This is a genomic window from Streptomyces sp. NPDC048650 (genome assembly GCF_043199095.1).
Taxonomy (GTDB): domain Bacteria; phylum Actinomycetota; class Actinomycetes; order Streptomycetales; family Streptomycetaceae; genus Streptomyces.
Genome location: NZ_JBICVM010000002.1, coordinates 300762 through 319502 on the forward strand (window position 1 = coordinate 300762; position 18741 = coordinate 319502).

Annotated in this window: 10 protein-coding genes and 1 pseudogene; 4 read left to right on the forward strand and 7 right to left on the reverse strand. The window is 65.8% G+C overall.

Annotated elements, in window-relative coordinates:
* Nucleotides 1–244 precede the first annotated feature (244 nt).
* The 4 genes from ACGFML_RS07110 to ACGFML_RS07125 all read right to left on the reverse strand — a co-directional run bounded on the left by ACGFML_RS07110 (nucleotide 245) and on the right by ACGFML_RS07125 (nucleotide 8961).
* Nucleotides 245–2929: an RNaseH domain-containing protein gene (locus ACGFML_RS07110; protein WP_393540902.1), complete on the reverse strand. Its 2685-nt coding sequence runs from the start codon at nucleotides 2927–2929 to the stop codon at nucleotides 245–247.
* Nucleotides 2923–6267: a hypothetical protein gene (locus ACGFML_RS07115; RefSeq protein WP_393540904.1), complete on the reverse strand. Its 3345-nt coding sequence runs from the start codon at nucleotides 6265–6267 to the stop codon at nucleotides 2923–2925. The genes ACGFML_RS07110 and ACGFML_RS07115 overlap by 7 nt, the downstream gene beginning before the upstream one ends.
* Nucleotides 6264–7421: a hypothetical protein gene (locus ACGFML_RS07120; RefSeq protein ID WP_393540905.1), complete on the reverse strand. Its 1158-nt coding sequence runs from the start codon at nucleotides 7419–7421 to the stop codon at nucleotides 6264–6266. Before ACGFML_RS07120 ends, ACGFML_RS07115 begins: the two co-directional genes overlap by 4 nt.
* Nucleotides 7422–7830: 409 nt before the next feature.
* Nucleotides 7831–8961: an HAD family hydrolase gene (locus ACGFML_RS07125; RefSeq protein ID WP_393540907.1), complete on the reverse strand. Its 1131-nt coding sequence runs from the start codon at nucleotides 8959–8961 to the stop codon at nucleotides 7831–7833.
* A 1167-nt stretch (nucleotides 8962–10128) separates the two neighbouring features.
* On the opposite strand from ACGFML_RS07125, the gene ACGFML_RS07130 reads away from it, so the two are divergent.
* The gene (locus ACGFML_RS07130; RefSeq protein ID WP_393540909.1) at nucleotides 10129–10722 is read left to right on the forward strand and encodes a helix-turn-helix domain-containing protein; all 594 of its coding nucleotides are present in this window, start codon (nucleotides 10129–10131) and stop codon (nucleotides 10720–10722) included.
* 387 nt (nucleotides 10723–11109) lie between these two features.
* Nucleotides 11110–11918: pseudogene (locus ACGFML_RS07135) on the forward strand (IS5 family transposase).
* A 609-nt stretch (nucleotides 11919–12527) separates the two neighbouring features.
* On the opposite strand, the gene ACGFML_RS07140 reads toward ACGFML_RS07135, so the two are convergent.
* Nucleotides 12528–15185, reverse strand: coding sequence for a trypsin-like peptidase domain-containing protein (locus tag ACGFML_RS07140; RefSeq protein WP_393540911.1), 2658 nt, complete (start codon nucleotides 15183–15185; stop codon nucleotides 12528–12530).
* 40 nt (nucleotides 15186–15225) lie between these two features.
* Nucleotides 15226–15525 (reverse strand): trypco2 family protein, encoded by a 300-nt coding sequence (locus ACGFML_RS07145; protein WP_393540913.1) that lies wholly within the window; start codon nucleotides 15523–15525, stop codon nucleotides 15226–15228.
* 639 nt (nucleotides 15526–16164) lie between these two features.
* Between ACGFML_RS07145 and ACGFML_RS07150 the strand changes: the two genes are divergently transcribed.
* Together ACGFML_RS07150 and ACGFML_RS07155 are read left to right on the forward strand one after the other, a co-directional pair.
* Entirely contained in the window at nucleotides 16165–16893 is a 729-nt protein-coding gene (locus ACGFML_RS07150; RefSeq protein WP_393540915.1) for a site-specific integrase, read from the forward strand.
* A gap of 67 nt (nucleotides 16894–16960) precedes the next feature.
* Entirely contained in the window at nucleotides 16961–17269 is a 309-nt protein-coding gene (locus ACGFML_RS07155) for a tyrosine-type recombinase/integrase (protein WP_393540917.1), read from the forward strand.
* Here ACGFML_RS07155 and ACGFML_RS07160 read toward each other — a convergent pair.
* A complete protein-coding gene (locus tag ACGFML_RS07160) occupies nucleotides 17217–18614 on the reverse strand; it encodes a peptidase C39 family protein (RefSeq protein ID WP_393540919.1) in 1398 nt (465 codons plus the stop codon). The two genes, ACGFML_RS07155 and ACGFML_RS07160, sit on opposite strands and share 53 nt — an antisense overlap.
* Nucleotides 18615–18741: the final 127 nt, after the last annotated feature.

Sequence of the window (18741 nt, forward strand, 5' to 3'; positions counted from 1 at the left end):
ACAGCAGAAGGAGCCTAAGGCGTCAAGTGGGATGGAACAATTAGCTGAGCGGCTTGTTTCGGCCAAGGGCTGACCTGCCCATCCATCAACTCAGGGCATAGGTAGAGCTAGGGCAGGAACGAACCAAAGGTACGGATCTCGACCAGATCGGTAGCAGCACGATGTCCCTGGGGGGATCAATCTTTCGTAGTGCGTCGTAGGGGGCTGACACCTTGCTGTCCGCCACTGACTCCCCCGGGAACAGTCAAGCGTTGCCCTCGTTGGCCTCGCTGGCTTCGGCTTCGAAGCTGGCACCGCGGTACTCGGGATGGTTCCGGTCGATCGCACCGGCGACGTGGAGGGGGACGGGGTGCCGGGTGCGGGCGTCCCAGGCGAGGGACTGGTGGCAGAGAGCGGCCGCGAGTGCGGCAAGGGTCTCCTGCTTGTGCTCTCCTGGCCGAGGGACGGTGATTTGAGTGGCGGTAAAGCTGTGCCAGTCCTTGCGTAGCAACGCCTTCTGGAGATCCTTTGGGATGGTGAAGCGGGTGTAGGTGCTCCCGTTGATGCTGGTCTGACCGAAGCCGTCGTAGCTGCGGGATTTTTGGGCGAAATACCAGCTCGTCACGCCCGTGGCCGTCGTTCGCTGGTGGAGCCAGTCATCCGGGGCCGCGGGACGCGCCTGATCGCGGCGCCGGGCGTCGGAGCGATCGACAGGCGTTGGCACTTCGCCGTACGAGGTGTTGATACTGACGACCGCGATCGAGCGGCCGTCGTCGATATCGTCCCCAGGGACCATGCCTTCGCCCAGTTGAGCGTGCTGGAGGCCAGGCCAGATGGTCCTGCCGGCTTCCGTGTCGATGAAGATGATGAGGGGACTCTCCTTGGGCAGGATGCGCAGCGCTGCCTTGACGTGGGCGCGTACCAGCTCAGCGCCTTCCTTGTGGCGGGCATGCCCGTCCATGCCGATGGGGCCGGCGCCGAAGGCAGCCTCGCCCTCGGGTAGGGATAGCCATGCGTGGTCGCGGTGGCTGTACATCTCCATGCGCCAAGGGCGCTCTGGGTCGGGGTGGGTGTGCAGGGCGGTGAAGACTTCCACCATCTGCGTTTTGTCGGCAGAGCCGAATGTCCGCGTGCTGACCCGCTGCTGGCGCAGGTGCAGGCCGACGAGGATTGTGGGGCGATCCAGGAGCAATCCTTGCGCTAGGCGTCGGTCGACGGCGCCAAGGCGGAGGACCAAATCTCGTAGCCCGTTGATGGCTGGGTAGTCGAGGCGCGGGCGGTGCTGCTTCGGCTTCTTGGTGTCCTCGCCTTCCTCAGGCGCTGGCTCTCCGTCGTTGACTGCTCGTGGTGGCTGGGCTCCGGCTTCCGCCTCCAAGGTCTGGAGATTTTCCAAGTCCGGAGTTGTCTCCTCTGCGTCTTCGGGCTTGCGGGGCTTGGGCCGGGGCCGCTGGGCGATGAACTGGGAGACCATGCCGTGCTGGTGAAAGTGCCGACGGAGATCGCGTTTGGGGTCGTAGCGATCGGGTTGCTGGTTCCTGCGGGAGGTGTGCTTTTTGGGGTTCCAGATGGTCTCGGCCCACACGCCGGTGAGGGCGGTCTTGTTGAGATCGTTGAGGAAGGCGAGTTCGTGGGCCCAGTTGACCCACGTCGGGGAGACCAGAGCGGGCAGGCGTCGTAGCTGAACGCTGAGTCGATCGGTGAGCCGGTGGTCTCGGTGGTCGTGCCAGCCTGCTGCCTGGTCCGGCTCTTCGAGGTAAGGGGTCAGGGCGGTGACCATGCGTTCGCGGGTGTACTCGTGGTCGTACAAGGCGAGGATGCGCACCCGGTCGTGTCCTGTGCCGCTGAGTGCGTGGTCGAGGTCTTCGCGCACTACGGGCCCCTTCGTCGTGCGTGTGACCTCCACGTCGGTGCGTTCGTAGGTGACCTGGGTCGGTCCGAGTTTGGCTGTGGCCTGTTTGATGTGGTTCGCGAGGGCGAGGTTGAATCGGGTTCCGGTCCCCTTGCCGAGCGGGTGCTCGGTGGGACCGGGGACCAGAGCGCGCGTCGGCCCGCTCATCGCCGCCAGCGTCTCGTTGGTGCCGAGTTCGATGGCCTCCACGTTGCAGGCTGCGACGACCTGGGCGGCAAAGTTACGGACGTATGGCTCCCATCCCTCCTCCGTGCGGCGGTGCCCGACGGGCAGACGGAGCGCCGTTTCCTTGCCGCGGGCGACGAAGGCGGTGCGGGTACTGGCCCAGTGGGTGGCGAGTCGGCTGAAGGTCGGGAGGACATGGATGCCGATCCTGGGCTCGCCGGGCAAGGTGATGACACGGAAGTCGAGCTTGTGCATGGCATAGCCGGTCCTGGCCGGCCTCTCGGTCTCTCCTTTCAGGACGTGGTCCCAGGCGAGCAGGCTCCCGTTGGTGTCCATGAGCCAGTTCAGACGCTGCCCGGGGGTGCCGGTGGAGCCGGGGAGCTGGAGCGGGACACGGGCTAGTTCTGCAGCGAAGTTCCAAGCGGCGACCCGATAGAACCACTGCGGTGCGCGCGGCCGGCCCGAAGCTGCATTGCGTACGAAGGAGCCAAGCGGGCGCTTGGTCCTCACGGCCTGAGCCAGGAGAGGCGCGAGGGTGTCGTCGTCAGCGCCGTCTCGGATATGCCGTTCCCAGCTCCGCACGGCTCGGGTGAGTAGACGCGGCTTGATGGGGGCGGTAGTGACCAGAACGACAGGGACATCGTGATCAACCTCGGGTGGGTCGATCGTATCCGGCATGATCACGACCGGCTGGTTGGTGACAGCGGAGAGCGCTGTGGCCAGTCCGGCGTAGGCGGGGCGCAGCGGCTTGGAGCTGTCGTTGTCGCGGTAGCGAGGCAGTCGGCTCCATGCTTGGCCGAAGTCTTTGGTCAGCGGGTAGAACACCGCGTGGCCAAGGCGCTCGGAGTCCAGGAGGTAAGCCAGAGTGGTCAGCATGCGGTGTCCAGGGAGTCGCGGGTGACGTTGTGGTTGTCGGCGAAAGCGAAGAACGCCCGGAGTGCTGCGCCGTTGGTGGTGAGCAGGACGTCGAGTTCGCCGGTGCGGGCCCAGTCCGCGCGAAGTTCGCGGATGAGGTTGGGCAGGTCGGAGTTGCCCTTTGGGTCCAAGAACGCGTAGTCGACGAGCCGGAGTCGTCCAGGAGTGCCGCCGCGTCGGGCACGGCCCACCAGTTGGATGATGGAGGCGATCAGCTCGGCGGCGATGGCCTTCTTCGCTCGATGGGGAAGTGCGCTGAAGTAGCGACGGCTGCTGAGTAGTTCGTCGAGGTACGACCCGGCTACCTTCATGGAGCGCTCCAGCTCGATCCACGGCCGGTCATGGGAACGGCGGTCGTCCAACGCTAGGGCCCCCATATGAGCGAGCAGCTCGTCAGGGTCGTCCACGATCGACATGGGACGTACGGCGAGCCAGATCGAACCGATTCGGGATCGACGCTGACCGGGCGCGAGGATATTGAGACTGCGCTCGACGCGTTTGAGAGGGGCGATGAGGATACGTGCATGGGCAAGGCCGCCGAATTCCTCGAGCTGGTCTCCGGCAATCTCGATCCAGGGTCGGTCGTCGAGCTGCTGCGCAGAGGCCGTGCCGGCCTCGGGGTCGGCTCGTACCGCGACAGCAATCAGGCCCGGTGGAGCGCCGGCCACGCGCATTCCTTCAGCCAGGTCGCGACAGCTTTCGTAGGACGTCGTGGCGAGCAGGATCGCGTCCTGGACGCCTGGTGTGTTCTGCGCGGCGAGGTCTTCGAGCTCGCGGGACAGCTCACTCCAGAGCTTTGCGCCGAGCATTCTTGTGGCCTCGCGTCGCTTTTTGCCGGACAGACCCGAGATCCGAATCAGTTCGCCCTCCAGCCCTGGAATGGGGCGCGCATCGATCTCCACCTCGGAGCCCTCATCGGGGACGATGAAAGAGGGGAGGGTGTGGATGTGATGTCGGTGCGCGCCAGGCATGTAGGCAGTTGCCGACATACCGAGTACGACGCGCCGATGCCCCGCTTGGGCGAGAGCAGTGACTTGTCCGAGGGATGCAATGTAACTGTGGGGGTCACCGCCGAAGGCGGCCGCGCTGAGCTTGGTGTCGTGCGGGGACTTGGGGTTGTGGTCCTCCGTGAAGGCGAACATGAGCCGTCCGAGTGGCCCATGCGGTACTGCACGCCAGGTTTCGTAGCCGCCCAGTGCCCGTGCGATCTCTTCAGCCGCGGGCACTCCCGCGAGCTTCAGCTGTGGAGCATCGTGGACGAAGCTGTACAGCATCTTCCTCAGCGGCACCAGGAACTTCCTACGAACCAAGCGGTCGATGACTGCCGCACGGGTCTTGGTCGACGGAATCCATGACGCGAGCATCTCGAACAGCTCACCGCGCACATGCTCCAGGATCCCGGCCGCATCTGACGCCGCCGTGATTTCACGTACTGAGTGCGCGAACTCCCTGACGTGCTCCGGCAGGAGATATGACGCAACGCCTCGATCACAGACCGCCTCCAGCAACATCAGCCCTGCCGGGGTCGGTGGTCCAGGCTCGGTGGACACCCTGGCTGGATCGTTCGCGAAGAACGCGTCCAAGTACTTGACCAACCAACCGTCCCATCGCTGCGGCACGATCCATCGTCTGGCGCTCCCGTGCCGGTGCGGCCGCTGGTGCGGTTCGTCGGGAAGTTGGTCACTCAAGGACAGCTCTTCCCGAGCCAGGTGCATCGTGTAGGTCTCTGCCAGGCGCCGGCATTCTGAGATGTTCGAGCGTGCCCGCTCCTCCAGGGCTGCGGGCAGGCGGCAAAAGGCGCTGACGATTTGCGTGTCCACGTCGATCAGAGGGCGATCGTGCCCTCGATCCCCCCAGGCCAGAGTCAGGCCGCGTCCTGAGCGGTCCGTCACCGTCGACTGGAAGGCATCGAGTTCGTCGACGAGGACGATCTGACAATGCCGCATGATGAACTTTTCCACGCTGACGTTCTCGGTCACCGTCCCGTCATCCAGCTCAAAGGGGATGTGCATCCGGCCCCCGTAGAGATTGGCGTGCGTGGTGACGATGATCCGGGCCGACGCCGCTTGGCGGGCCAGACGGAACTTGCCGCACCCCCGTTTGAAGGGACAGACCTTCGGGGCGGGCATGCTTCGGTAAGGCTTGCCCCGCTCTGGACGCACCTGGGTCAGATCTGTGCAGGGCTCTCCACCCGGTACCCACGTGTCCACGGCCTCGTCCACCGAGGCGAGCGCGGGCAGTTGGCAGGAATAGCCGATCCGCGCGAAGACCCAGTCGACGTATGCGGGATTCTCGGCCCCCTTGACTGTCCGTTCCAGCTCCTGCATCAGGCTGTTCGGCGACATCAGTGGGACGACCACCTCTGACGCTTCCACGCCCAGGCGTTTGGCGATGCCCGACCGTTCCAGGTCTTGCTCGATGGCATGCGCGAGCTTGAGTGCGTTCGCGTTGGTGTCGACCACCAGAGCCACTGTGTGGCCTTCCTGCACCGCCGAGGAGGCGTAGCTACGGAGCAGGACGCTCTTGCCTGACCCTGTGGGAGCGCTCAGGACCCGGGTGGGTCCCGCGTCCAGCCGCAGGGCGTCTCCGACAGCTTGACCCTGCGCAGTCCGCATACGCCGGAAGAACGGGGTAAGGGTCTCCACCCGGAATGCCGCAGCCGTCTGCTCGTCGAGCTCAGCGTTCAGTTGCAAGAAATCCTGGACCTTGAGCACTGCCTCGCTGAGCTCTGGGGCGGTTCTCAGACGAGTGGCTTGAGGGGGTGACGCAGGTACGTCGTGCTCTTCGAAGGTGTAGTAGGCCAGCACCGGAGCTTTCTGCCGCCCAGCCATGGGCACACGCAGCGTATGGGTGTGCTCCCCTGGCTTCGCCATCTGGCTCGAGGCGACGTGCTCGGCCCGGATCGTGTCCATCTCGGCCAGCAACCGGTCAATACAGTCGCGAGGGGGAAGACCGTGATGAGCGCTCACCTGCTCTGCCCCGTCGATCAGTCGGAACCCAGGGATATCGCCTTGATCGAAGAAATCGCTGGCGTGTCTACGGAATGCAGTGTCGTTGGCAAGCTGGTTCGGCCGATGGTGCAGCAGCCGGCTCAGTCGCAGTTGGTCTTCCAGGGGCAGGTCGTCGTAACCGTCCCACCGGTCGTACTTCCCCGTCAGCAAGAAGTGCGCGGCAGTCAGCGAAGCGACTGCCTGGCCGTCCGCCGGAAAATACGCCTGCGCACTGGCACAGGCACACGCGACGAGGCGGGGCAGAAGCTTCCTCTCGCGCTCGCTGAGTCCATCGCGTTCGTCGGTCACGGCTCCCGCCTCGCCTCGGCCAGCTTCTTCTTCACGATCTTGTTCAAGTCCTCGACGAGCAAGACGGTGTAGTCGGGCAGCAGATCCTGCAGCTCTTGAGCCTGAGCCTTCCCCCGGTGGTCGGGGAGGACCACGGTCTTCGCGGCGAGCGGCTTTCTGGAGATCTCGTCGGCCAGGGCACTGGCGCTAGCGACATCCTTGAGATCGATCGCCAGCATCCAGCCCAGCGGCTCGATGGCGAACTTCAGGTCGTAGGCGTCTTGATGAGGCCACAGACTGACCTCAAGAGGCGCCCGGCCATGCCACTTCTTGTACAGCGCGAGCTCCTCGACCCCAGGCACGACGATGTACCGCCACACCGGCAGTTCCACACACACTGTTCGCCGGTCGCCCTCAAACTGCACACGCCGGGCTGCAGGTTGGCGGCGGACCGTGTCATCGGCTGGACGGAGTTTCGGTCCACGTCCGTCCTCCAGGCTCCGGATGGCGTATCGAGCGTTGTGTGCCGGGTAACTGCAGCGAACGGCCACTCCGCTGACCCGCATGGGCCACCGGCACACTGGGCACGGCCACCAATGCCGTCCCTGGTGAACTCGGTCGGGCGGGAGCGGTACATATCGGACCGGGGGCTGGATCCCCAAAGCGCAGCATTGATCGGCGATCTCTTCCAGCGGACCAGCCGGTGTGTCGATCACGAACCGCCGGCGAGCCACGTAGTCCTCGTCGCTCGCACCAGTCTTGATCTTGAGGAAGGCATCGTTCTGCACGATCTCTTGCTGGAGCCAGGTCCAGCTGGGCATCCAGCCCCGCCCCCGATCGCCCTTTTCCAGCAGCTCGACGATCGCTGAGCACCCGTCGGAGTAGACGTCGTCGCTCAGTTCGTCCCATTCCAGCACCGTCAGCCATCCGAGGGGATCGTCCTGGAATACCTCAGGGGCAAGCCGCCGCAACGGATACCGCGACAGTTGATCGACCAGCTCAGACGGCGTCAGGGCTTCCCGGTCAGGGCCAAGGAGCGAATTGACGACGCCGGCCATACTCATGATCTCGCGCCAGGCCCGTGGTTCATCGCGCCGGACCGTCCAGGCGTACCCCATACGAATTGCCGCGCTGACCAGAATGGCCCTGCGCCGGCTCAAGACGGCATCAAGCACCGTCACTCCTCCATCTCACTTTACTGAGTGTTCTTGACAGAGAGTCCTGTGTGACACGTGATGATGTCTGCAGGTGTCAGTGCCCAGATGCAAGCGTCCTGCCGGGCGCGCCGCGCTGCTCACGATAAATGGGCCACTGACCAGGAAGTTTTCGAGTCGGTAGCCGTTGCCCATAAGCGCGACATTCACCCGGACGGGCGTATTCGACTCGTTCCCGGTACGAGGATGTACTCGTCAGCCAGCTGCGGCTCGGCCCGGAAACGCAACGGATCGTCAGCGAGGGTGCCCGGCGGCGACACGGTTCAGTGGGCTCGGACGTCCTCACTCAGCATCAGTAGCTCCCGTTCTTGTCTCCGCGATCACCACTCGCAGCAACCGCTGTTGTGCGTCCAGCCCTTCGCTGTGCAGTTCAGCGCCTCGGCGAACGCGCGCGCAGATCGGGCTGCACCACGCGAGTTGGGGGCATGCTCGGCGTTGGCCGGATCGAGCGGTCTTCAGCCGGGGGCGTCTTTCGAGCATCACGCGCATGTGGTTGGCTCACCGCCGCGGGCAGCTTGGCCAGGCGTCGCAGTCGCCAGACGAGTACGTCGGTGACACCGTCGGCGGTGTCCAGTTCACGCCGTTCGATGGCCTGCTGGAGCAGAGCTTCGGGGTCGTGGCCAGCTCGCTCGGCCTGGTCCAACGTGGCGGCGAGTGCGTCCCAGCCAGGTTCGCGTATCAGGCGGTCGGCCTGCTCGGGCAGGGTGGATTCGAGGGTGCCGGCGTAGCGCTGCCGTACAGGCGCAGGGAGGTGGCGGCCTTGCTCGCGCATGGCGTTCATGGGGGCAGCGGCAGCGGACCGGTAAGCAGCACGAAGGTGCTGGGCGGCCTGTTGGGCAGCGGCGGCTTGCTGGGCGTGGCCGCGGGCGGAGTGCCAGCGCACGGCGGCGATGGTAACGAGGACCATGGTGGACAGGAGCATCGCGGTGGCGCCGCCGTCCTCGCCTTTGCCGAGGGCGTTGCCGGCGCGGAGCACCCCGCCCCGCCGGGCGCACTCGCGGTCGACCGCCATATCGCCCACGAACACCGCGGAAGCGGGATCAGTGGCGAGATCAACGAGCGCGAGCATCAGCGGATCCGGTGCCGGCTTACCCCGCCCCGGGCCGCTGGGAGTCCGGACCGCGGCAAAACGACACCCGAGCCGAGCCAGCAATGGAGCAGCCCGCTCCAACGGCTTGGACGTGACGACCCCGAGCAGCCAGTCAGCGGCAGCGAATGCGTGGAGCACCTCCCCCACACCATCGAACGGTCGGGCCAGCTCGCAGCCGCGCCGAGATGCCTCTGCGTACGTCTCATGGACCCGGTCTGCCTCGGTGAGGCCCAGCAGTTCCATGATGTCGTCGAAGGGACGGCCGAGGTGCTGCTCGTACGCCTCGAACGGCACGTCGATGCCGTGGCGTTCGCGTACCTCACGCCAGGCGTTCCGCATGACCGGCCGCGTATCGAGCAGGACGCCGTCGAGATCGAGGATGAGCGCACGCCTGAGCCCGGATGCCGTCATCGGGTCGCGCTCCTTCGTCGGCGTAGCAGAGGGCCTTTGACGGTGTCCTCGGCCAAGCCGATGCAGGCCGTGATCTCGCTGCTCCCCAAGCCATCGGCGACAAGGGCCAGGTTCGCGGTTTCCCGCGATGTAAGGAGGGTCAGCAGGGCAGGCGGTGAGTGTGCGGGCATGACGAACAGCTCCAGGATCTGATCGGGCGCTTGAGTGGTGAGGACTGGCGCGGTCAGACGGCCGGCGGCGTCGACGGCCAGCGCAAGAAGGCAAGGGCTCGTTTGCCGGTGCCGTCTGGTTTCAGGCATGAGGTCCAGGCGTCCGCCTCAGCGGCTACGAGGCGCAGGCCCCGGCCATCGAGCGCGCCGATCGACCCCTTACGCGGTGCAGGGAGCTGGCGGGAGTTGTCCTCCAGCTCGATCCCCACGACTGCGTTCTGGTAGGAGATCGTCAGGGCGATCTCCTACCAACTGGCCCTCGGGTTTGGTCCTGCCGTGGCGATGCGCGTTCGTGACGAGCTCACTGACAATGAGCAGTGCGCGATCGACCAGAGCCTCCAGGCCCCACTCGGTGAGCTTCGTCCGGGTGAATGCACGGGCCCGACGGGGAGCCAGGTCGTCGGCGGAAAGGGAAATCCGAAATGCAGCTCGGCGTGCTCGATGACGGCCTCCCTGGCCAGGGCGATGTTCACGCCGGCCCTCACACCATCCGCCGGGATCCACCACGGACTCGGCAGCAGCCGCTGCGCCGGGAGCCGACAACCGCCGGTTCCTCGCAGCGGATGCGGAACGCGATCTGCTGATTCGCCGCCATGGACGTACCTCCCAAGGTCCCTGCCACACCGAGGTCGATTCGCCTCGGCAACGGCTGGCGGCACACGCTGCCACCGAGCATTCGAGATCGCATATCACCCGAGCGATAAGGGAAGTTGGGCTGCAATATGGCAACTGCAATGCCAGCATGAGCATCCATACGGGTCGGTCGAGGTCGGGAGGGGCAGTGAGCGGTGAGCGTCGTTGCCTGAAGTGCGGGTGCCGCCTCAGCCGCTACAACCCGGACGAACGGGAACTGCGTGGGGCGTGCGCACGAGGCACCCCCACAACGGCAGAGCCCGTGCTGCCCGCAATCCCGACTCGCATATGGTCGGATCCCGAGATCCAAGAAGCCCTCGGAGTAATGGACTTCGGGCGGGTGAGTCGTCTCGTACGGCAATACGCCGGATTGCGACAAGACGACCTCGCTCACCTCACCGGCTTCAGCCAGGGCTACCTATCTCAGCTTGAATCCGGAGCCCGTCGCCTCACGCGCGTCGACAAGACCCAGGCGTTCCTGAACGCCCTGGATGTGCCGGTCGAACTCCGCCCGCTCGCTCCCGGCAGTGCACCTGTGCGCAAGGCATCGGAGCCCGAGCGTGACGAAGCAGATCACCTGCGCTCACTCGCCACAGGGGCTGCGCAGTCCTCCAGCGAGTTCGCTGAGTTCATGTCGTCCAGCAATGTCAGCGCAGACGAGCTTGAGCAGTTCGGATTCGCTCTCGCCCGCATCGCCACCGACTACGTCCACGCACCGCTACTCCCGCTGTTCACCGAGCTCGTCACGGTGCGGGATGAGCTCTTCGACCGACTGCAAGGCCGCCAACGCCCCCAGCAGAGCCGCGAGCTCTTCATGCTCGCGGGGACCGCGTGCCTGCTCCTCGCGCACGCCTCACAGAACCTCGGCGAACAGGCATCCGCGATGGCGCAGATCCGTACCGCGCGCATGTGCGCTTGAACAGGCGGATCACACCGGGCTGCGGGCGTGGGCTGCGGGCACGGCCGCGCTGATCATCGAGTGGTCGCCACAAAATCGGATGGCGCTGAAGCTGACGGAACACGCCGCCCAGCTCGCTCCGGCCGGCGAGGCTCGTATCCGTATCGCCGCGATCGAAGCTCGCGCGGCGGCCCGAATCGGCGATCACGAACTGTCCCTGGCCGCGATCGACCGGATGCGGCAGGCCAGGGAGGAGACACCGCTCCGCGCGGCTCGGCGACTGGGACGAGGCGGCGATCGGCCCTCGAGAGACCGACCTCGCCAACACTTTCCAGGGTGTCCGCTTCGGTCGCACCACTACCCAGCTAAGAGCCCATCTCAATTGGTGTGGTCGGTAGGCTGTCGGTCATGGTGGAGGTCGTTGAGCGGCTGGTGCCGGACGAATTGTGGGAGTTGTTCCAGCGGGTGGTGCCGGAGGCGCCGTCGCGGCCTCAGGGTGGTGGGCGGCGCCGGCATGGTGATCGCGAGGTCCTGGCCGCGATCGTGTTCGTGGCCACGTCAGGCTGCACGTGGCAGCAGTTGCCCGCTGCGTCGTTCGGGCCGTCGGGGGCAACGGCTCATCGGCGTTTCTCCGAGTGGTCGAAGGGCAGAGTGTGGGCCAAACTCCACCGCTTGGTCCTCGACGAACTCGGCGCCCGCGGCGAGTTGGACTGGTCCCGGTGTGCGATCGACTCGGTGAACATGCGAGCCCTGAAAAAGGGGACCTGACAGGTCCGAATCCTGTCGACCGAGGCAAGTTCGGGTCGAAGATCCACTTGATCACGGAGCGGACCGGTCTGCCCCTGTCCGTCGCAATCTCGGGGGCGAACCTGCACGACAGCCAGGCCCTGATCCCCCTCGTGCAAGGGATACCGCCGATCCGCTCCCGCCGCGGGCGTCGACGACGCAAGCCGGACAAGCTCCATGCCGACAAAGGCTACGACTACTCCCACCTGCGCCGATGGTGACGACAGCGCGGCATCCAGCACCGCATCGCGAGGAAGGGAGTCGAGTCCTCACAGCGACTGGGCCGCCACCGTTGGACCGTCGAACGCACCATGTCCTGGCTCGCCGGCTGCCGCCGTCTCCACCGACGCTACGAGCGCAAAGCCGAGCACTTCCTCGCCTTCACCAGCATCGCCTGCACCCTCATCTGCTACCGCAGACTCGCCAAATGAGATGGCTTCTAAGGGCCTTCTCCGACGCATACGGCTATGACCTCACTGACTGGCCAGGGCTCTCGGTGCTCACCGAACTGCGGGATCTCCACACGCTCGGCTCATTCATCCGCCGTACCGATCTGGGAGACCCTGAGGCAGCGTCCCAGCTCGCCTTCCGACTGGACACTCTCAAACGGGGCGACCGCACGACGAGCTGGGCTATCCACTGACTCCGAGACTTTGAGCCACCATGGCTCGTGCCGAATAAGCAGTGCAGAGCAGGGAAACCCCACAGTGCACGATGCCGAGCCGACGACGAGATCCGTCCTGGTTATCTCGCGTACTCAACTGTCGGCCCTTGCCACGACGGCATCCTCGTCAGCATCCGTTCGCATTCGCCCGAGGAGTGCACTCCATGCCTCCGGCTGGGCAGTAGGAGCTAGCTCCCGGCATCAAGGCGTGGCGATCTACCAGACGGCTGCGGGAGATGACGCGATGGTTTGGTCCGAGCTGCAGCCCAACCACGAACAGACCGTGCGATAGCCGAAATCCATCGCGTTGGCGGGCGCTTGGCGCCGGGCCGCGGAAATCGTGAGCGTGCAAGTGGCCCTAGAGACAAGAGGCGGGTCACCAAGGTGGACTAACGCTTCCTTCGGCGGTGAGGCCGAAGCGCCAGATCTGGGTCCAGCTGCTGTGGGCTCCCTCAGCCCGAATGCGACGGGCAGCCAGAGCAGGCAGAACCTCTGCGCTCCCCGCGTCAGTCGCCCGGGCAACGTCGAAGGCAAATCGGTTTTCTGCTTCGTGGTCGCCGGCCAATCGCCGTAATCGCACCAGGTCGCTCAAGGCAGGGACGTGACCTGCCCTCAAGGCGCGGCGAAGGTGTGCTTCGGCACCATCGAGATCACCAGCCAACTCTCTAATCAGGGCCAGGCTGAACAGAAGCCGAGTGTTCCCTTCAGCGACTGCTGTGGTCTCCAGATCCTCGGCATCGTTCATGACCGGAGCTGCTTCCCGCAGCGGCGCAAGGTCGCGCCACATCCGCGCGTCGTAGAACTCAGCAAGTGAATAGGGCGACGCGTTAACCACGCCCCTGCTCTGCGGTGCCGCCTGCTCGTGTCCTTCCGTCGGCTGACGTATTTCGAGTCGGCGCATCGCCCACATCGCATCGGACTGCTGGTCCCCGTCCGCCGCTGGCACTTCTTGAGGAAGCAACCTGCCCGGAAGGCCAGCGTGCTCGTGGCCGGATTCGTATGCGCGATCGTGGCGTGGTGGGGTGAGAAGCAAGTCAACGACAGTCCCGAGATCCAGCCCTTCGGCACGTTCTTCGAGCTGCTGGTGGGTGTCCGGATCCCAGCCTGTGTGGCGGCGCAGCTCAGCAAGTTCGTGCAGCGCCTCCCCATCTTCATTCCTAGCAGCATGTGCGTAGAGACCTGCTGCATGGGCCAGTCGCCAACGCAGTCGAGCGGAATCGGCAAGGTGCCGGGCGTCTTGCGGAGTTGCGGCGTGGAACGCGGCTTCCCAGAAGCCGGCTGGCGGCGTCATATGTCGTCGCTCGGCAGTGCCGTGTTGCTCCAGGTAGTCAGCGAGCCGGTAGTACGGCCGCCCGTCAGCCACGCTGGAACCAGGGCGTGGGCGGATAGCGCTCAGCGGCCCCCTCGTGCCACGACAAGGCGAGGCCAAGTACGCCAACGCTTGATCAAACCACGCATCATCCAGAGCATCCCATTCGTCATCGGTGAGGTAGGCCGACGCCGCTCGTTCGATGAACTCCCTTGGCAGACGCGGGCCGTGGCCCAACCGTCGGGCGTCCATGGCCGCCCAAGCAACAGCTCGTGCAGGAGGAGGCGCCTGCTGGTAGCGGCGAATCAGTTCCGGCGCACCGGCGAGGAACTGCGTGATGTGCCCCCCGGCTGACGTGGCAGCCTGCGTAAGCCGCGGGTCACTGTCGAGCAGCTGCTTGTGCGTCAGAAGGTCTTCCTCTGCGAACGCATCAGGAAGGTTGATCACCGTAGCTTGGCTTAGCAGCACACGGGCGGCCGCGTGGGGGTCTTCACGCGGGGGTTCGCCTGACTCTGACTCTGTTGGCACCGCGGTGAGTTCTCGCCAGTGGGAGGGCCAGAGGGATCCCAGGATCAGCACGGGCGCCACCTCATGGTTGGTCAGAAGCTCTTGCAACACGACGGACACCTCCTCGCCGTGTGACCGTCCGCTCAGGTAGAGCTGGGATTCGTTCAACCAAATGACGGTTCGTGGGCCCACTCGGCCGACGCGAAGTGCCTCGAGTGCCGAGATCGGTCGGTCGGGTGTGAGCGGGTGCCACAGGCGCCACCCATCCGGTAAGCAGGAGCGAACCGCTTCCCAAGCCGCCCACGTCTTCCCCGTCGACGAACCGCCAACGAGCATCACCATCTTGCTGTGTCGCTGCGCGTCGGAGACCGCTTCGTGCAGCCGGTCATCCACACCAGATCGGTGTAGGTACGGGGGAAGGACACCGAGTGCCTGGCGGGCCCCGTCCGCCTCGATCGCCGGGTGAACCTCCAAGGCCAGGGCGTGCTCGTGCGGAAGGGCCTGCAAGGGCTGGCCCACTGCAGCTCCCTTGTCCCGCCGAGCCACTGCACGGGGTCGACACCAGACATCGGTGAGACGAGCTGGGAGCAGTGGGGCGCCGATTGTGTCTTCCAGACGCCGCGCCTCTGCGGCAGGGAGCTGCTCGTGCCAGCGGTCCGCGCGGAGCACGGCCAGGTGGCCAGGTCCGTCGGATAGATGGTGGCGGGCCACTACGCCAATGATGCTGTTGCCGCTGAACACCGCGGCGCCGGACATCCCTTCCCACGGGGAGCGCCCAGTACGAGCGTCTGTTTGTGGGGGCGCGACTCGGAGGTCGAGGGTGCCTTCTCGACGGTTCGACAGCACCGCGCAGGTTCCAACGGCGTGACAGGCATCCCGGTACCTGGAGCCGTCATGGTCTATGCGCATTTTAAAGAGGGGAAATCCCATGGCGCTGCATTGCAGGACGGCATCCCGCTCGGTGACACGACCGAAGTCGGAAATGACGCGTTTTTGCTCTCCCAAGACTGACAGCACTGCGATGTCGACTTGAGTGTTAGCCCACGCGATCTCGGCGAGATGGGTCTGTTCCGTCGGTAGATCGGCGTCGAACCTCACATGGATGCTGTGAGCATCGTTGACGACGTGGGCCGATGTCAGAACACGGCCCATGGCAACCAGGTACCCCGACCCACGGCGACCGACCTCGTCTCCGCAGGAGACGATGATCTCTGCCACGCGTCTGGGGTCCAGACCGGCTGCGGGTTCGGAAGACGTTTCAGCGCTCGTGGGGAGCATCGTCACCGGAAATCAACGGGGAGGTACCAGAGTCCGTCAGCCGCGGATGCAGTGTGAAGGTGATGCGTTGGGTATCGGAACGCGCGAGCTTCGCGGCAGCCCCGCTGTCCACGATCCAGAAGCGCAGCTTGGCGTCTCCCCCTGCCTCCTTGCTGACGGACACAGACGCCTCGATCTCCACCGGGCCGAGTTCGAAGCGGAGGCGCTCCCCGTCCCCTTCGGCTATCGCGGCCACCAATTCACGGCGTAACTCGCGGACCATCTCCGACAGTTCGATCACGTGCCCCCCAAGACTGACGATCGTGTGCGCACACTACTGACAACAGCATGGCGGATCCACCACTCATGGCTGGTGACGATCCGCAGCAGGCGCACGGACGACTGCTGCGTGCGCCACATCGGCAGCGATTCTCGGTGCGAATCCCGCGCTGAGGGTTCCTGGACAGGTAGACCGTCGAGTCGCCCCATCGGTCGGCAGAGCCGAGCCGCTTTGAAGCGTTCAGCCACGGCGGCGGTCGCGTCAGAACACCTCAGCCACCATCGGTGTCGCACCCCAGCCCACGCGGACAGTCTGCCGAAAGCCGCCAGTCCGGTGAAGGCACGTCGCCAACTGCTCTCATGACAGACCTTGGTGGACGTGAACGCGCTCCGCGGCGAAAGGCCAAGCGACGCCCTCTTTGCCGCCTTCGGATGACCAGGCATGAGCCGAGCGCCCCTCTCGCCGACCGCGCCCCCGTCGTCAATGAAACAACTTTGAAGCCCTTGACCGAGTAGCCACGCAGCCAAATTCTCTACCGAGGCTCACATTTGGCGCGGCCGGAATTTCGAGCTACAACAACACACACCATCGGGAAGACTCGCCGGGGAAGCTCGAATGGGTTGGTGTGATTTGGCGACAGTCCTGGACAAGGGTGCCGGCATGCCCGGCAAGCGGTGGCTCGTACGCTACCGGGAGCCCGGCGGACGTAGTGCTCGGCAGCGTGAGACGTCGTTCGACCGCAAGAAGGACGCGATGGGCTTCGCGACCAAGATCGAGAACGACAAAAGGGAGAACCTCTACGTCGATCCGGATGCAGGCAAGGTGTCGGTCCGGCGCTATGCAGCCGATTGGCTCGGACTGAAGAGCATGGCGGCCGGTACGGCGGAGTCCTACGAGCGCATCATGCGCCTTCACGTACTCCCGCAACTGGGCAAGAAGACGATTTCCCAGGTCACCGCGGCGGACGTGGAGGAGCTGTACGCCTACTGGCGCCGGCAGGGCGCGGCGGCCAACACGATCGATTCCCGCCGCATTGCCCTCTCGGGGATGTTCTCTCATGCCGTACGGCACAAAAGGATCCGCGACAACCCAGTCAAGCTGGCCGAGAAGCCCGACAACCCCATCATGCAAGTAGATGAGAGGGCGCTCCCCAGCTACGAAGAGGTTTCAGCCGTGGCTAAGGAAATTGGGCCCCGCTTGGAGCCAGCCGTATGGCTTATGGCCTGTTGCGGATTGCGCATCGGCGAATCGCTGGGCGTATTTCCGGAAGACATCCTCGATGGCACCATGCGTTGCCGACGGCAAGACGTGCGCCATCAAGAATTCGTCGGGCAAGTACGTCGCCCTCTATGCGCCCCTGAAGCATCGGAAAGAGGGCGAGTGGCATGACATACCTGCGCCTGTCACCCTGGAGCCGCTCATTGAACGACTCCCCATACGGAATCAAGTCGGAGGCATGATCTACCCGGACCTTTTCCGTAAGTCCTGGGATCGCGCCCTGAAACGCCTCGGCCTTCCCGCCTACAACCCGCACGACCTCCGGCACAAATGGGCCACCGTGACCCTGAGCAACGGTGTGCCCATCCATGAGGTGTCGCGGTGGATGGGCCACAGCTCGATCAAGATCACGGTGGACCGTTACGGCCACCTCACCCCCGACGGCAGCGAGCGCTGCCGTCAGGTCATCGAGGCCACCTTCGGGGTGCACATGCTCAGCGGATTCCCAGCTCCGCGAGTACCCGGTGCTGAGTTGGTGCCGGCTTAGCCGGGAAGTAGAGGTAGCAGACGCCTCCGCTACCGCTCTTGACCTGGCCGTTTGCGTCGTGGCGCTTCGTCCGCAGCCAGATGTTCTCGAACTGCCGCCGCTTGTAGACGCGCCGGACAGCCGGGTCGTCGGGCGACGCCGGGTCGTTGGCGATCACATCGCCGTCCCGGGTGAAGCCGATGACGGTCATCAGGTGCCCGGCGGTGCCGTACCCCGCGCCGTCGAGTTCGGTCTTCAGGAAGGACTGGGACGTTATGACCGGGATGCCCGCGTGAACGAGGTGCTCGACATCGGTGAGGGAGCCGAGACGGGTGACGACCGCCTGGAGGTCCTTGTACGTGGCGGCGTAGGCGGCGTTGAAGGGCCAGTTGCCGCAGCCGTCGTACTGGTAGTCGAAGGTCTGCCGGGCCGCGTGGCAGACCTGGGGGTCGGCGTAGTCGGGGTCGACCCAGGCCAGGTCCTCGGGGGCGGGCCTGCGGCCCCAGGACTCGATGATCATCTGGGAGGAGGTGGGGCTGCACCATGCCTCTCCCCCGTTGTCGTACTGCGGGTACTGCCCCTTGTGGATCTCCTGCGAGTAACGCGGCACGACCAGCTCGCGGCCGACCCGGCCGGGCTCGGAGGCAGGCACCTCGAAGCGGTCGGGGAGGTCCGAGGCCATGGCGCCCAGTCGCCATACGGTCGGGGTGAGCCTGCTGCCGGGCTTGCGGTGGAGTGTCACCTGCAGCTCGTAGGAGACCAGCCGCAGTCCGCCTGCCGGGTCGTCGATGGCGAAGGTGTCGGTGGAGATGCTGCTCCTGCCGTCCTTCTGGCCGTCGACGGAGGTCCGCCGGATGTCGCCGTCGCCGTCGCCCGCGGTCCAGTGCCCCATGACGTACGACGGGGTCCGACTGCCGTCGCTGTAGGTGCCGCGCAGGGCGACGGTGATCCAGGTGCCGACCGGGGTGTGGGCGTTCCAGGAGGCGACGGCCTCGGTGGCCGGGACGCCGAGGGTGTGCGCCGGGCCTGTCCAGGTGGCGTACTCCCAGGTGGCGGTGCGGCCGGTGTGCGGATCCCGGTAGTCGACGGTGCCGTGGGGGCGGGCGATGCGGATGCCGGGGCGGGCGCCGCGGGCGGGGCCGGTGCCGAGGTGCTTGCCGGCATGCCAGTCGGCGGCGCTGCTCCAGGCGTGATAGTCCACGGGGCTCTTCGATCTGCGGGCGGTGGCGTTCTGCGCTGCGGTGCCCCCGGACGCGCCGGTGGCCTTGCGGGGCTCTTCGGCGGCGTTCGCCGAGGGGGCGGCGACGCCCGCCGCGGCGGCGAGCGCGGCGGCGAGGACGGCACGCCGGGGCGCGGAGCTGGTCATATGGAGGTCCCCCAGTCGGATGTGGGCGAGCGGGTGCGCGGGGTCGGGCCGGGACGGCGGGCAGGCACGTGCATGACAGCAATGGGCCAACTATCTCCGCTCGGCATGGGCTTCGGCCAGCGGTTCG

What these genes read in the sequence shown, in the direction of transcription:
- ACGFML_RS07155 (WP_393540917.1), top strand. Translation starts at nt 16,961, where the DNA reads ATGATCTACCCGGACCTTTTCCGTAAGTCCTGGGATCGCGCCCTGAAA.
- ACGFML_RS07160 (WP_393540919.1), bottom strand. Translation starts at nt 18,614, where the DNA reads ATGACCAGCTCCGCGCCCCGGCGTGCCGTCCTCGCCGCCGCGCTCGCC.
- ACGFML_RS07130 (WP_393540909.1), top strand. Translation starts at nt 10,129, where the DNA reads ATGGACTTCGGGCGGGTGAGTCGTCTCGTACGGCAATACGCCGGATTG.
- ACGFML_RS07125 (WP_393540907.1), bottom strand. Translation starts at nt 8,961, where the DNA reads ATGACGGCATCCGGGCTCAGGCGTGCGCTCATCCTCGATCTCGACGGC.
- ACGFML_RS07110 (WP_393540902.1), bottom strand. Translation starts at nt 2,929, where the DNA reads ATGCTGACCACTCTGGCTTACCTCCTGGACTCCGAGCGCCTTGGCCAC.
- ACGFML_RS07150 (WP_393540915.1), top strand. Translation starts at nt 16,165, where the DNA reads ATGCCCGGCAAGCGGTGGCTCGTACGCTACCGGGAGCCCGGCGGACGT.